We start from the raw sequence: 14,135 nt of genomic DNA on the forward strand, positions 1-14,135 counted from the left end.
TAATCAGAACAACTTTAAGAATGACACATCGCGGAAATCAACGTTAGATCAGGATGGTAGATGAATCCTTTTGGGTCAACCGATGGAAACGTATCGGTGAACTGAGTAGTCGGGAATTATTTAACATAACTCATATTATGCCCAAAAACATCAGCCAACGCCCCTATCCTCACAATTTAAGGAGACGCGGTTCAAGTATCGCGCGCACTTTCAAGAACTGACTTTAGGCTTAACGCGTCAATCGGCTTATGGAGCAAAGAATACTCTTCTGCATTGCACACCTGCGTCAATTCCGCTGACCGGTTTGCAGAGATAATACACGCAGGCAAATCTCCGAACTCATTAATCAATGCACGAACGGCGTCAGTTCCCTTCAAGTCGTGATCCAACTGATAGTCCGCCACGATTATGTCCGGTAAAATGCCGATCTCTCGCAGAAGGTTGGTAGCCTGTTGTTCGCTTGCACATTCCAGGACCTGGACGCCCCAAGACTCCATTGTCATCGTCAGGGCACCGCGCAAATTCTCATCGTTCTCGATCAGCAATGTAACGGTGCTGGCCAGGGTATTGGTGTCCGTTGCCTGCTTATTGATCGAGGCATCCGGCGCAGTGCTTTCTGACGTAGCAAGCGGAACCTCTACCGAAAACATGGTGCCTTGTCCGACCTGCGAGGACAACTTGATCGGGTGTTTAAGCAATCCGCAGGCTCTTTCAACTATGGCCAGGCCCAACCCCATCCCTTCGGCGGCACTCGCGTCAGAGTCCAGTCGCTGAAACTCCTGAAAGACAATGTCGCGCTGTTCAGTAGGAATACCAATGCCCGTGTCCCAAACCTCGATCGCAATTGATGTCTTGCGACGGCGCGCACCAACCAAAACCCTCCCCTTCTCGGTGTACCGGATAGCATTTGACAGAAGGTTCTGGAGAATGCGTCGAAGATAGCTGGCGTCACTTCGTACAAGGGCATCGGTATGCACAAAGCGCAACTCCAACCCCTTGGCCTGAGCGACAGGTCTGAATGAGTCTTCAAGCTGTGAGAAAATGTCGTTGACCGAAAGCGTAGACAAATGAACCGTGGCGCGTCCGGAATCCAGCTTTGAGATATCAAGCAATGCCTCAAGGATATGTTCCACACTGCTTAACGCGCTTTCGGCTTTGGCGGCGACGTTCTGGGCGTCATCTTCGCTCAACCCGCTACCAAGGGTGGCGACGTACAGCTTCGCTGCCGACAAAGGTTGCAACAAGTCATGGCTTGCCGCCGCGACAAACCGCGATTTTGAGGAATTCGCCCGCTCTGCTTCGTTCAGGGCGTCAGCAAGTTCCTCGGTTCGCGATGCAACTCTCTGCTCAAGCAATTCCTTCGCTTCATATAAAGCTTGGGCTGACCTGTGTTCCGCCGTGACATCCGTGAACGAAATAACGAACCCACGATCCGGCATTTCCTGCGCAAATACGGACAGGATTTTGAAACGCCCCGAATGCATCTGGAATTTCAGGGGTGGTCGTTCCGTCTCGCGGTTCACCCAAGCCATAAGATCGGTGGCGCTGACTCCGTCTGCGAATCTGATCGTCGCACTCAACCGGTCAAACAGAGTTTTGAACTGCGCACCCATCTGGAACTGGGCGTTGGGTATGGCCAGCAATTCACTGGCACGGTTGTTCCACCCGATCAGGCGTAACTTGCTGTCAAATATACAGACGCCCTGATCAATATGCTCCAGCGTTGCTCGGATCAGACTGGCCTTGTCGTCCAGTATCCGGTCCCTCTCCTGCCGCTCGATCCGCATGATATCCGTGACGTCGGTCTGCAAGATAACGGTTCCACCGTCAGGCGTCCGATGCTCGGAAATCTGCGTCCAACGGTTGCCGTTCAGGCGTACGTTAAAGACGACGTGGTCATCGGCGTGGCGCGTCATGCGCCGCTGAGCCCAATCCTGTGGCGAAACCGCTTCGGGCAATGACAGAAATTTGGACTGACTCGCCAGTTCGACATACTGAGTGAAATGAAGGCCAGGCACCAAATGACCCTGAATGTCGGGCATATGCATACCGAAACGGCTGTTACACAGAACGAGTTCCTCGTCCAGGTTGAACAGCGCGAACCCTTCCTGAACGGTTTCGATTGCATTGGCCAGATCGGCCCGTGCGGCTTCGGTTTCCTGGTTAGCCTGCGCAAGCCGCGCATTGGAATCGTTCAACAACTCCAGAGCGCGCTCCAAATCCAACGTACGCGCCCGGACTTCCTGTTCAAGCGTTGCAGCGCGCTGAAACTGCGCGTAGGCGGCGCCGCTAGCATCGGTCGATTCCTCGACCCGCCGCATCAAGGCGGCTGCTATCTTAAGAAGCTTTTCGTTCTGAAGATCCAACGGATCCTGAGGATTAATCAGGGTTTCAATCATGCTGCGCATCTTCCGGGGGGTAAATGGCCACTCCGGTCAGGGTCTGGTTTACGTGAATCGAATTGAATTGTTCGCCATAGGTGGAAAATCCGACCACACGATTGTCAGATAAAATTTTGGACAAATTGCCCGTCATCTGTTTTTCCTGCGCCTCAAGCCTGCGCAGAAGGCAGTCACACCCAAGTATCGCATCGGGCTGTTCTTGTTGCGTCAATGCCGCAAGCTCCTGCTCGAGATGGGTTGCCATATTCATAGGCTCGGCCATCGTCAGAACAAGCCCCTCATCGATCGCTGAAAAGAACACGAGATCACCGTTTTCATCAACGCGCTGAATGGCGCGCACATGATGCTGGCCGCCAATCTGAACAACAACGGGATGTGCGGCGAACGTAAAAGTATTCAACTGCTCAGGGTCTTTTCCCAATATTCTTGCATATTCACGGGCAGCCGGTTCCGCGTTGATTTCACGAACGATCCGATTGGCAGGGTCCGCATCGGTGACCACCATGCGCTGTGACGTGGGCACAAGGTGATCCGTCTTGAATACCTTGATCGGACAGCTTGTCCGCACCTGGGTCAGAACAGCCGCATTTTCACGCGCAAGGCCGTCCTGCAGAACGAATGTATTACCAAATTGCGTCCCATCCCCGGCCGACCCGCCAAACAACGGCACCGGCCCCAAACCCACAGCCAACTCAGAGGTCAGGGCATCTTCCTTGGTCGATAATCCGTCGATAAGCAAAAATGTGAATTCGTGATGCCACTCGGGGTCTGCTTCCGTCATCTCATTTCTGTTTCGGATCATCTCATGAATGATGTCCTGAGCGGAAAAATCGTTGAGATTCGGCACCAGGATCGTTCGAACCGCGAAATGAGACGCAGGCAAGCCAATCGCAACAATCTGCTCTTCCGTATAGCCCTGCCCGGCCAACTCGCCTGCAGTCGTGCAACCGATCACAGGCGCAGGCGCAAAGGCCGAAGCAGCTTCGGCAATTACGGACGCTGCATCTGCTTTTGAAGTCACAAACAGAACAACAAGCGCGTGCTCGCTTCCCCCGAGCGCAGACGCAAGCTGAGTAATCGCATCATCCGCATCATAATGCGCAAATGCCGTCTTCACGATGCCTGGCTCACGGGTATGGGTCTCGGCCCACCCGACTGCTTGATCCATCGGGCCTCCTCCCTAAAGCACGACGAGATTTGAAGATATTAAGTTAGCCCTGCTCTTGCAAGACGCTGGCAAAGGACGCTTTCTTGGCAATCAGAACCGCCTGGGTTCGGCTTTGAACACCCAATTTCCGCATGATTGCAGTAACATGCGCCTTGACGGTCGTTTCAGCTATGGAAAGGTCATAGGCAATCTGCTTGTTCAACTTACCCTCACAGATCAGTTGAAGGATACGCGATTGCTGATTGGTTAACGTAGCCAGACGACCAACGGCGTCGCTTTGTTCATTCTCGTCGTCCGGATTGATCAGCACACATCCTTCGGGCAGAAACACATTACCTGCGTGCACGGTTTCGAACGCGGTGCGGAAGACATCCCGCTGGCTGTGTTTCGGAACGTAACCCGACGCGCCGGCGTGAATCACTTGGCTGATCACCCTGTTGTCGGTCATTGACGATACGACGATTACAGGCGCATTCGCCACCGCCTTTAGACGAATTAAGCCGTCTAACCCGTCAACATCTGGCAAGTTCAAGTCAAGCAAAACCGCATCCGGCTTTAATCCACCTTTGACAAGCTCCAAAGCTTGTTCAAGCCGGTCGGCTGTATGCACTTCACCGATATGTGCGACGCTTTGCAATGTCATCGAGAGTGCATCGCAAAACAAAGGGTGATCATCGATGATCAAAACGATTTCGAAATCACTCTGTCCAGCGGTATTTGCAAGCATAGGAAATGGCCTTTGCAAAAAGTTGACCCAATTTAGCAAATCCTAGCAACTGAAAGGAAGGTCGCCTACTGGCGGAAGGTCGTAATAAAAAAACGCGCGCCCGGATCAGGCGCGCGTTCAGAATACATCTGGTTTCGGATCAGTTCGCCGACGCCAGTTCTTTAGGCAGTTTGAAGGTCCACAAGGTACCACCCTGGTTCAGATAGTTGACCTTCTTGGCCACCTCTCCGCCCCACAGTGGAACCGCGCCGCCCCAACCGGAAATGATCGAGACATACTGCTCACCGTCCTGTTCCCAAGTCACTGGCTGGCCAACGATGCCGGACCCGGTCTGGAACGACCACAGCTTCTCGCCGGTTTCGTCATCCAGCGCAATGAACTCGCCTTCGGGGGTGCCGAAGAACACAAGCCCGCCAGCAGTGGTCATCACACCAGACCACAGCGGAGCGTCGTTCTTGTATTCCCACTTCCACTCGCCGGTATCGGGGTCGATCGCCTTGAGCGAGCCGATGTGATCTTCATAGTTCGGCTTGATGGTAAAACCCGCACCCAGATAGGCAGCGCCTTTCTTGTAGGTGATCGGCTCGTTCCAGATATCCATGCCCCATTCGTTCGAAGGCACATAGAAATTGCCGGTATTCTGCGAGAACGCCATCGGCATCCAGTTCTTGCCGCCCAAGAAGGACGGCGAGGCAAAGATCACCTCACCCTTCTTGCCATCCGCAGCCGAGGCAGGATCACCGGGGCGGTTTTCTTCGACAAAGATCGGACGACCGGTTTCATCCACGCCCGTTGACCAGGTGATGTCCTTGACGAATGGCGTGGCCGAAACAAAAGCGCCGTCTTCACGGTTCAGGACATAGAAATACCCGTTCCGGTCGGCGGTGGCATAGCGCTTGTTCCCCTCACGGTCTGTATAGGCGACGACCTCGTTCACGCCGTCATAGTCCCAACCCTCGCGCGGGGTGGTCTGGAAATGCCATTTGATGTCGCCGGTTTTCGGGTCGATCCCGATGCGGCTGGCAGCATAGAGGTTGTCACCCTTGTTGCCCTCGGTCGGTGTACCTGCATCGCGCAGCCAGCTATTCCACGGGGCCGGGTTGCCTGCGCCAAAGACCAGCGTATCGGTATCCGCGTCATAAGATCCGCCCAGCCAGGTCGCGCCGCCACCGGTCTTCCACATGTCGCCGGGCCATGTCGCGTTCAGCTCACCGGTCATGGTGCTTTCTTCGCCGTTCAGCGTGCCCATGTGACCTTCGATCACTGGACGTTCCCAAACCAGATCGCCGGTATTGACGTCCCGCGCCTGAACCGCGCCAACGATGCCGAACTCACCGCCCGAGTTGCCGGTGATGACCAGCCCGTCCACGATCAGCGGAGCCGCCGTATAGGAATAGCCCGCTTTGTAGTCTGCGATCTTGTCGCGCCAGACCACATCGCCCGTGTCTTTGTTCAGCGCCACAATCCGCGCGTCCAGCGTGCCGAAAATGACCTTGTCGCCATAGATGGCAGCACCCCGGTTGACCACGTCGCAGCAGGGCAGAATGCCTTCGGGCAGGCGGGCGTCGTATTGCCAGACCTCTTTGCCGGTCTCCAGATCAATCGCATAAAGGCGCGAGTATGACCCGGTGATATACATCATCCCGTCATAGATCAGCGGCTGTGTTTCCTGCCCGCGCTGCTTTTCGCCGCCGAGGCTGAAGGCCCAGGCCGGAAGCAGGTTCTTGACGTTATCCTTGTTCAAGGTGTCCAGCGGGCTGTAGCGCTGCAAATGACGGCCCATGCCGTTGGTTACAACCTGAGTGGTGATCGTTTGATCATTGGCCAGATCGTCTTCGGTAACTTCTGCATAGGCTGCGCCGGTTGCGATAATGCTTGCGGCGGCGGCCATGATAAACCGGTTCATCGGTGTCCTCCCTAGACTTATGTCTTTCCTCCACGCCGAATCTCCGACGCGTCGGGATTGTTGGCGAGAGTATTATTCGCAGGCGGACACCGGTGTTGGAATTGCACATTGGTCGTAGGGCGGACCAGAAAGATTTCAACAACAAATCAGAAAACCCGCGGGGTCGCGCGTCCCGACAGATTATCTTTTATCGGCAACTGGTTAAGTCAATTGTCGTCTGACAGGCTACCGAGATAGGCCAGAATAAAGTCCTGCACGGTGCGGTCCTCGATCCCAATATGACGCATCTTGGTGCCGGGCATGAACCCATCATTGTCCTCCATCCAGGCGCGCAGGGCTGGCGGTGTCCAGACAATGCCCGACCCGGCAAGCGCCTCGGAATATTCATAGCCGTCGACAGTGCCCGCCCGGCGCCCGACGATCCCGTCCAACTGGGGGCCATAGCTGGGGTCGGTCGCGTCCGGTGCGTGGCAGCGGCGGCATTCCGAGAAGAACAGGGTTTTCCCCGCCTTGACCTTGACGCGGTCAAAGGTGGATTGGGCAATTGCCGGTGAGGACGAGACTCCGCAGGCGGCAAGGCCAAGGGATAGGATGGCGTGTTTCACTTGATCCTCCGAACGTTTGTCCGAATATAGATCAGCGCCTTGAAGTCCCAGCTTGACGCATATCAAGAAATCCGGCGTGCTGCCTCATCCTTTGGTCGTAGAAAATGATGGAAGCGGGCCAGTTTCAGAACAGCGGCGCGTATTTCCATTCGTCTGCGTCCGGCGTGACCTCGTCGGGGTCATAACCCGAATCCTGTAGACGTTTGGCGATTTTTAGACCGTCGCGGGCAGCCTCGTCGACATAGGCGCGGCCCAGTTCGGGGTCTTGCGCCACCCCATGCCCACGCAGCAAGTTCAGGCCGTAGTTGAACTTGCCTACCGAATCGCCCAGATCAGAGGCGCGCTTGTCCCATGCGGCGGCGGCGTCGGGGTCATAGTCGCCGCCCAGCCCGTTATTGTCCAACTGCCCCATCCAAGTCATCGCGCTGGTATACCCGGCATTAGCGCAGCTTTCGAACAGCTTGCGCGCCATCTCGTGACGGCCGGATTTGGTGATGTAATAGCCGGTTGCGCAGGTCGTCATATCGGTGACGCCATTGTCAATATTGCTCATGACCCGACCAAAGCCCATGTCCTGCGGGTTTAGCGTGCCGAACTCATCCTCGACCGTCTGGGCCGAGGCGGCCGCGCCCAGAAACAGCAAAGCAATTGCGATACGGATCATGACAAAAACCTCCGTTTGCCTGATACTGTACCGCATCCCAAAGGTCATTTCACTTGTGTTGTGGTCGTAGAAGACGTCAGCCAGCCTTGCGCTTAATTCCGCGAGATGGGTCATAGCCCCACAGCGCCAGACCCAGAAACACAAGCCCGGCAAGTACAGTCCAGGCCAATGCAGCGGCATTGAACTGTCCGTAAAGTGCAAATCTGATCAGTTCAACGGCATGGGTGAAAGGGTTGAGGGCACAGATATCCCTAAGCAAAGCTGAACTTTCAGCCATTTTCCATAGCGGATAGAGAGCGGAAGACAGGAAAAACATCGGAAAGATGACAAAGTTCATCACCCCCGCAAAATTCTCAAGCTGCCGGATTGCCGAAGATAGGGCCAACCCAAGGGCACCCAGCATCAGCCCTCCGACAATCAAAGCCGGAAAGGCATAGATGTATCCATTCCACGGCATGTCGATTCCATAGATCGCGGCCACCGCCAGAAAAGTATAGACCTGCAAGATCGAAATCGTCGTGCTGGCAAGCAACCGGCAGAACAACAACCACCATCGCGTCAACGGGCTGGTCAAAAGCAAACGCATCGAACCCATTTCGCGGTCGTAAACAAGACTCAGAGAGCTTTGCATCCCGTTGAACAGCAGGATCATCCCGCACAAGCCCGGCACGATGTAAATCTCGTAGGTGATGTAGGTCTGATACGGCGGCGTGATCGAAAGCCCCAAAGCCGCGCGAAACCCGGCGGCAAAAACAATCAGCCAGACCAATGGGCGTATCAATGCTGCGATGAACCGGCTGCGCTGTCGAACAAAACGCAAGGCCTCGCGCAACAGGATTGCCCAAAGTGCGATCAAGCCAGCCTTCATGCCACGGCCCCAGTCATCGACAAGAAAACGTCCTTCAAAGGCGCGCCATTCGTAATTTCTTGGCTTGAACCCTGTTGCAAAAGGCGTCCTTTGTGAAGGATGGCGACCTGATCATCCGTGGAAATCTCATCTGTCAGATGCGTGGCCCATAATACGGTCATGCCTTCCTGCGCGGACAGGTCATGAACGTGTTTGGTGATCGCGGTTCGGGCGGCAGCATCCAACCCGACAGTTGGCTCGTCCAGCAACAAAACGGATGGCGAATGGATCAGGCACCGGGCGATTTCCAGCCTTCGGCGGTGCCCCCCGTTAAGATCGCGCGCACGTTCCCCAATGCGTTCTGCCATGTCCAGTCGCTCTAACGCGGCTTCGATACGGCTTTCAGCTTCTCGGCCTGATAACCCATGAAGAGCCGCAAAATAGCTGAGGTTTCGGCGGACGGTCAGATCCAAATCCAGAGTGGGCTGCTGAAAGACTACACCAACCTGAGCCAAAGCTTGACGCGGGTGTTTCGAAATGTCGAAACCCGCAATCTCGATCATCCCGCCACTTGTGGTCATCAAACGCGTCAAAAGGGAAAACAAGGTTGATTTCCCAGCACCGTTTGGCCCCAGTAACGCACAAAACGCGCCTGGGGGAACGTGAAAGCTCACATCATCCAACGCGCGTTTTTCGCCATAGGCGTAGCTGACATTTCGGACCGAAAGCCCCGTCACTTAATGGTAATCTCCAACCTCTGTGTTTCGCCAGTACTGCCCGGCACTTTCAGATAGTAGCTGCCAGGTTTGATAGCGACAAAACCTATTTCCATCTCACCGGCTTCGTCAAACTCGATTGAATCAACACCCAACGGTCGGATCTCAAGCCCCTCGACCACGATTTCGTCGACCCAGATTGCCCGAAAGAACTCGGGCCCGACAATAGCCAGTTCCTGACTGCCGTCGCCTTGAATTTCAAACTCGTAATAGGTGCCTGATTTCAGCTCCCAAGGGGCGTCTGCCAAAGGTTCTCCGGCCGACAAGATAACCGGTGGCAGGTCTTCCTTGTTCTTTGCCGAAAGCAAACCGGCAAGACCAAAGCCGTTATCGTCATCTTCGTCGTCGGCCAAGGCTGTTGTCGGCAACGCCAAAGCAAGCAGGGCTGCCACATGTACCAGTCGCTTCATTTCAATTTCTCCTACAATTGTTCAGTTGGTTGGGCGGAAAGCAGCGCCCCAGGGGAACCGACCAACCTTGATCGTTTTGACAGGCTCGCGCTTGGCGACATCGATCACGGTTACATCCCCTGACACTCCATTCGTTGTGAACAGCAACGATTTGTCGGCATTGAAGTCCATGTGCCAGACACGGCGACCGACAAGGATGTAATCCTCGACTTCATAAGTTTCGGCATTAACAGCCGCGACATGGTTTGACGGCCCCAGCGCGACAAAGGCCGTTTCATCACCTTCTGACAATTCAAACCCCACGGGTTGAACGCGGTCCGGGTGGACACCTTCAACCTCGAATTCGATCTTGGCTTTTTCGGTTTGGGTTTCGACGTCAAACACAGTGATAGTGCCGCCAATCTCTGAACTCACCCACAACTCGGTTCCGTCCTTGACGAATTCCGCGTGGCGGGGGCGTGAATCAACCAGAGTATTGGCGAAAAGCTCCTGCGTTTCGGTGTTGATCCAATGGGCCATATTGGTCGTTTCCGAGGTGGTAATTGCGATCTTCCCGTCCGGTGACACTGCCATTCCTTCGGGCTCAATCCCTACATCAATCTGTGCAATGACCTTACGGGATTCCGTATCGACAACCGTTGTAATCGCGTCATCTTCGTTTGCGATGTAAAGATGACGGTCGTTCGGATGCAGTACAAACTGTTCCGGGTCCTCACCCGAGGGCAGGTCATGCAATATTTCACCGGTTTCCGGATCCATGACCTGTACTGCATCACTGTCAGAGGCGCAGATGTACAAAACCGAAAAATCCTTGGAGAACGTAATCCCCCGCGGACGCTCTCCGGTTTCGATGGTGCGAATTACCTCAAGCGTGTCGATATCAATAACACTGAGCGTGTCGTCCTTCTCGTTGCTGATCCAGATCTCATCCGCTGCAACAGGGGTGCAGATGGTTAGCGCGGCGGCAATTGCAGTCAGTCTCATAGAAGTTACTCCTTAAACGCCTGGCACTGGCTTTCGCCCTGATCGATTCCCAGCGTGTCTAGTTCGGTGCGCTGGTGAAGGAACCCCTCGAGCGGCGCCATTGCAACCACGGCGCGATCCGTCACCAGGGGGATGGGTTGGCGCAACTGACCATTCCATGCCCGAAAGTTCATCGGGCGTCCCTTGAAACCCGCCAATTCAAAGTCATCCGACAGCAGATATGACCGCAAAACAGCAGGATCAGCCGAGTTGGTGCGCGTTATCGCCTCTCCCAGGGACCGGAACGCCGCCCATGCGGCATAGTCCCTGGGCATCATTGACCGTCCCGATTGATCAACGAATCTATTCTGCATCTGGACCGCGCCCCATTGCTCGACCACGCGGGACCACGTCACTGGCTTCAGCCCTTCGGAACCTGCAACTGGTCTGGGCTCCCACGTGTTGAACGGAATATAACGGCCAAAATCGCCCAGTTCATCGGCAACCAGCAATACGTCATAATCACCGAAATCCTGCGTAAACAGGGGCACTTCTTGCGACGCATTACGCCGAAGGTCGGCATCAAAAGCCCACGTTTTTTCCGCCTTCAGCTCAAGGCGGAACTTCTGCAATGATCGCTTTAAAGCGGCCGCAAAGTCCAGATCACCAGGATGTTCACCTGTAATTAAAGCCAGATCGTCCCATCGGCGCTTTACCAGAAATTGCGCCAATGCATCGGTTCGCATCACGTCAGAAGGCAGCGTGTGCAATAGATTTGCGCGGCACTCCTCCTCTCTGATCAACACATCCGGTGCAGAAGCGTTGAATAATATGGCCGATGACGCTTCGGGCAAGTCCGTGACGTCCATTTGCGCCTGCGCAGGCGCATCCAGAATCACAAAAGGTGTTTCATTCAGTGCAGTCCGCGCGGCACCCAGCCAGTCTTCGCCTTCAGGCACGGCCACGACTGTAAGTTCATACTTATGGCCGAGAAACTTCGCTGTTGTCAGATTGTCAGCCAAGCCCAGTTCAGCACCGGCCATACCCAGATCGTCAGGCAGCGGGTCGAGGTTCGACAAAACCGGCGGGCGCGGAACTTGAAGCTGCAGGTAAGTAACCGAGATTGCAATCTCGGCCAAAACCGCGCCCGGCAACATTATCAATGCCGCGACAACACTCAGACAAGTCTTCATTACCATGCCTCCTCCCAGGCAGTTCAAATAAAAAACGCCGATTTGCCTCGGTACCATTGGACCTTAGTCGCAACATTGGCCTGATCTGCAACCAAGGTCGAATTTCCCGCTGATTCCCGCTGCGCTATGACCGGGAAAAGCATCGTAAAGGAGGATAGGATGCGTCTAGTTTTCTTTAGTGCCGTTCTGGGCGCCGTCGCCGCTGGGGGCATGGCACTGGCTCATGGCGATGTCGCCCCGCAACCCGTCAACACCGACGCCCTGCCCGAGGTGGGTGACGAATGGCTGATCGAAAACCCTTACCGCGACAAGGGAGAAGAGGTGTGGCAAGCGGCGATCGAAATCGGTGATTCCGGATACAATCAGAACTGTGCGCGCTGTCACGGTCTTGGAGTGGTTTCCGGCGGTCTGGCCCCTGATCTGCGCTATCTGGAGGCCGAAGAATACGGTGACGAATGGTACGTCGAACGCTTCCGCGACGGTTACACCCAAAACGGGATCACAAAGATGCCCGCGTTCGGTGAACTACTTGGGCAGAAAGCAGCCTGGGCCATACGGACTTATATTGAAACGCGCCCCGACGACGGCGCGCTGGAAGATCACGCCGAGCGCCTGAAGGAAATCCGCGACACTCTCACCAATATGGCAGGTGGCGGAGAAGGCGACGCAGAGGCGTTGAAGTCCGAACTCAATGAGATCGCTGAAACGATCGAAACGGGTTCGGGTGCTCCGGTCGCTGACAGCGTCGCTTTGCGGGCTGCGGTTCTGATCTCGGGCGAAAACCCGGATTTTGCCGAAGCTGCCGAACAATTGACTATCGGATTGTCTGCCGCGCAATAGCGCAGCAAAGTGGGCACATGATCAAACACCTTTTCGTTTTCTCCCTGTTGGCCGCAACCCTTTCCGCCGGAACGGTATCGGCCAGGTGTGAGGATCATGTGCCCCAACCTAAACCTCAGAATGCAAGCCGGGATATTGTCGGGGCCGATCTCGATACGATTGTCGAGCGCGGATATATCGAGTTCGCAGCTTACGAAGACTTTGCGCCTTGGTCCTTTGAGAAAGACGGCCAGATACAGGGCGTTGATATTGATATCGGCAAACTGATTGCCGATGACTTGGGGGTCGAGGCCAGGTTTAATCTAGTCGCCGCCGGGGAAAACCTTGAGGCCGATCTACGCAACTGGATCTGGAAAGGTCCCCTGATCAACGGGCGCGTGGCCAATGTGATGCTGCACATTCCTTACGACAGCGAATTTGCCTGCCGCGTGGAACAGGTTGTGTTCACCGGTCAGTATCACGACGAAGAAATAGCCATCGCCTATCGCAAGGATGCGTATCCTGATGACCCGCCGGTCCCTGCCTATTTCCGTTTTGACACGGTCGCGGTCGAAAATGACTCGATTGCCGATTTCTATCTGTCGGCCTTTCCGGGCGGTCAGCTTGCGCAAAATGTGCGCCGCTTTCCAACAGCAGGTCTTGCGATGGAGGCATTGGCAGCAGGCGAAACCATGGCGTCCATGGGACCACGCGCCCAGCTTGAGGCTGGTTTGACACCCGAATTGGATGTTCACACCCCGCCCCTGCCCGGCTTTGCGGTCAGCACCTGGACCAGCGGCGTGGCAGTTCACTTCGCTTATCGCGGTCTCAGCTACGCAGTGGATGACGCGATTTATGCGGCGCTTCAGGATGGCCGGATCGAGCAGATTTTTGCGGCGCACGGCCTGACGCATTCGCCACCGAAACTTCGGTGACTACACCCAAGGTCTTATAGGCACCAAGTGGATCACCGCTTAACTTAACGAAAAATACTGGAGGGAATGACATGGAACTTCATGACAGTCGCGTCATCGCGGCACCACGTTCCAAGGTCTGGGAATCTTTGTTGTCAGCCGATGTTCTGAAAGAATGTGTCCCCGGCTGCAAAGAAATGTCGGGAACGGCAGAGGATGGCTTTGCCGCTACGGTGGTACAGAAAGTCGGCCCGGTAAAGGCGACTTTCAAGGGTGAAGTGACCCTGTCTGACATGGTCAATCAGGAAAGCGTCAAGTTGTCGGGTGAAGGCAAAGGGGGGGCCGCCGGTTTTGCCAAGGGCGCCGCAGACGTCACTCTGTCCGACGTGCCGGAAGGCACGTTGCTGTCTTACAATGTCGATGCGCGCGTGGGCGGAAAGCTTGCCCAGTTAGGTGGGCGGGTTATTGACGGCGTGGCCAAGAAAATGGCCGACCAGTTCTTTGAGAACTTCCAGAATGTGGTTGAAGAAGAGCCTCAGCTCGAAACAGCAGACGCTGCGCCGCAACCCGCGGCCACGCCTGAGCCTGTTCAAGCTGACGCGCAAACCGAAGAGAAGAAAGGATGGCTCAAGCGCCTGATCGGTGGTTGAGCTGAGTATTACAGGGAGGAAAATCTGATGAAGATTTCGATGACTGTGAACGGCGTAGCTGTGAGCGGTGAGGTTGAGGGTCGGACGTTGT

General features: G+C 55.3%; 14 protein-coding genes. 3 read left to right on the forward strand and 11 right to left on the reverse strand.

Features of this window, described 5'->3' with window-relative positions:
* Positions 1 to 191: 191 nt before the first annotated feature.
* The 11 genes from GOV87_RS17125 to GOV87_RS17175 form a co-directional block, all read right to left on the reverse strand.
* Positions 192 to 2,399 carry a PAS-domain containing protein gene (locus GOV87_RS17125; RefSeq protein ID WP_171212583.1) on the reverse strand — a complete coding sequence of 736 codons (2,208 nt, stop codon included), beginning with the start codon at positions 2,397 to 2,399 and terminating at the stop codon, positions 192 to 194.
* Positions 2,392 to 3,570, reverse strand: coding sequence for an FIST N-terminal domain-containing protein (locus tag GOV87_RS17130; protein WP_171212584.1), 1,179 nt, complete (start codon positions 3,568 to 3,570; stop codon positions 2,392 to 2,394). Before GOV87_RS17130 ends, GOV87_RS17125 begins: the two co-directional genes overlap by 8 nt.
* A 43-nt stretch (positions 3,571 to 3,613) precedes the next feature.
* Positions 3,614 to 4,297 (reverse strand): response regulator transcription factor, encoded by a 684-nt coding sequence (locus GOV87_RS17135; protein ID WP_171125722.1) that lies wholly within the window; start codon positions 4,295 to 4,297, stop codon positions 3,614 to 3,616.
* Between the two features lie 139 nt (positions 4,298 to 4,436).
* A complete protein-coding gene (locus GOV87_RS17140; RefSeq protein ID WP_171212585.1) occupies positions 4,437 to 6,203 on the reverse strand; it encodes a PQQ-dependent methanol/ethanol family dehydrogenase in 1,767 nt (588 codons plus the stop codon).
* A gap of 206 nt (positions 6,204 to 6,409) precedes the next feature.
* Positions 6,410 to 6,808: a cytochrome c family protein gene (locus GOV87_RS17145; RefSeq protein WP_371813535.1), complete on the reverse strand. Its 399-nt coding sequence runs from the start codon at positions 6,806 to 6,808 to the stop codon at positions 6,410 to 6,412.
* Positions 6,809 to 6,932: 124 nt separating this feature from the next.
* A complete protein-coding gene (locus GOV87_RS17150) occupies positions 6,933 to 7,472 on the reverse strand; it encodes a tetratricopeptide repeat protein (RefSeq protein ID WP_171212586.1) in 540 nt (179 codons plus the stop codon).
* A 76-nt stretch (positions 7,473 to 7,548) separates the two neighbouring features.
* The gene (locus GOV87_RS17155; RefSeq protein ID WP_171212587.1) at positions 7,549 to 8,340 is read right to left on the reverse strand and encodes an ABC transporter permease; all 792 of its coding nucleotides are present in this window, start codon (positions 8,338 to 8,340) and stop codon (positions 7,549 to 7,551) included.
* Complete coding sequence (locus GOV87_RS17160) at positions 8,337 to 9,056, reverse strand: ABC transporter ATP-binding protein (protein ID WP_171212588.1); 720 nt, start codon at positions 9,054 to 9,056, stop codon at positions 8,337 to 8,339. Before GOV87_RS17160 ends, GOV87_RS17155 begins: the two co-directional genes overlap by 4 nt.
* Positions 9,053 to 9,505 (reverse strand): hypothetical protein, encoded by a 453-nt coding sequence (locus GOV87_RS17165; RefSeq protein ID WP_171212589.1) that lies wholly within the window; start codon positions 9,503 to 9,505, stop codon positions 9,053 to 9,055. Before GOV87_RS17165 ends, GOV87_RS17160 begins: the two co-directional genes overlap by 4 nt.
* 21 nt (positions 9,506 to 9,526) lie before the next feature.
* A complete protein-coding gene (locus GOV87_RS17170) occupies positions 9,527 to 10,489 on the reverse strand; it encodes a YVTN family beta-propeller repeat protein (RefSeq protein WP_171212590.1) in 963 nt (320 codons plus the stop codon).
* 5 nt (positions 10,490 to 10,494) lie between these two features.
* Positions 10,495 to 11,661, reverse strand: a complete 1,167-nt coding sequence (locus tag GOV87_RS17175) for an ABC transporter substrate-binding protein (protein ID WP_217360887.1) — start codon at positions 11,659 to 11,661, stop codon at positions 10,495 to 10,497.
* A 159-nt stretch (positions 11,662 to 11,820) separates the two neighbouring features.
* Between GOV87_RS17175 and pedF the strand changes: the two genes are divergently transcribed.
* From pedF to GOV87_RS17190, 3 genes are all read left to right on the forward strand, one after another.
* Entirely contained in the window at positions 11,821 to 12,501 is a 681-nt protein-coding gene (gene pedF, locus GOV87_RS17180) for a cytochrome c-550 PedF (RefSeq protein WP_171126817.1), read from the forward strand.
* Positions 12,502 to 12,518: 17 nt separating this feature from the next.
* Complete coding sequence (locus GOV87_RS17185; protein ID WP_171212592.1) at positions 12,519 to 13,415, forward strand: ABC transporter substrate-binding protein; 897 nt, start codon at positions 12,519 to 12,521, stop codon at positions 13,413 to 13,415.
* Between the two features lie 71 nt (positions 13,416 to 13,486).
* The gene (locus GOV87_RS17190; RefSeq protein ID WP_171212593.1) at positions 13,487 to 14,044 is read left to right on the forward strand and encodes a CoxG family protein; all 558 of its coding nucleotides are present in this window, start codon (positions 13,487 to 13,489) and stop codon (positions 14,042 to 14,044) included.
* Positions 14,045 to 14,135 lie beyond the last annotated feature (91 nt).

This window comes from Ruegeria sp. HKCCA5426 (assembly GCF_013034585.1).
Classification (GTDB): Bacteria; Pseudomonadota; Alphaproteobacteria; order Rhodobacterales; family Rhodobacteraceae; genus Ruegeria.

Bases quoted from the DNA above. Each gene is read 5' to 3' on its own strand.
- GOV87_RS17185 (WP_171212592.1), top strand. From the start codon at position 12,519: ATGATCAAACACCTTTTCGTTTTCTCCCTGTTGGCCGCAACCCTTTCC.
- pedF (WP_171126817.1), top strand. From the start codon at position 11,821: ATGCGTCTAGTTTTCTTTAGTGCCGTTCTGGGCGCCGTCGCCGCTGGG.
- GOV87_RS17130 (WP_171212584.1), bottom strand. From the start codon at position 3,570: ATGGATCAAGCAGTCGGGTGGGCCGAGACCCATACCCGTGAGCCAGGC.
- GOV87_RS17190 (WP_171212593.1), top strand. From the start codon at position 13,487: ATGGAACTTCATGACAGTCGCGTCATCGCGGCACCACGTTCCAAGGTC.
- GOV87_RS17175 (WP_217360887.1), bottom strand. From the start codon at position 11,661: ATGAAGACTTGTCTGAGTGTTGTCGCGGCATTGATAATGTTGCCGGGC.
- GOV87_RS17140 (WP_171212585.1), bottom strand. From the start codon at position 6,203: ATGAACCGGTTTATCATGGCCGCCGCCGCAAGCATTATCGCAACCGGC.
- GOV87_RS17155 (WP_171212587.1), bottom strand. From the start codon at position 8,340: ATGAAGGCTGGCTTGATCGCACTTTGGGCAATCCTGTTGCGCGAGGCC.
- GOV87_RS17125 (WP_171212583.1), bottom strand. From the start codon at position 2,399: ATGATTGAAACCCTGATTAATCCTCAGGATCCGTTGGATCTTCAGAAC.
- GOV87_RS17165 (WP_171212589.1), bottom strand. From the start codon at position 9,505: ATGAAGCGACTGGTACATGTGGCAGCCCTGCTTGCTTTGGCGTTGCCG.
- GOV87_RS17150 (WP_171212586.1), bottom strand. From the start codon at position 7,472: ATGATCCGTATCGCAATTGCTTTGCTGTTTCTGGGCGCGGCCGCCTCG.
- GOV87_RS17170 (WP_171212590.1), bottom strand. From the start codon at position 10,489: ATGAGACTGACTGCAATTGCCGCCGCGCTAACCATCTGCACCCCTGTT.
- GOV87_RS17135 (WP_171125722.1), bottom strand. From the start codon at position 4,297: ATGCTTGCAAATACCGCTGGACAGAGTGATTTCGAAATCGTTTTGATC.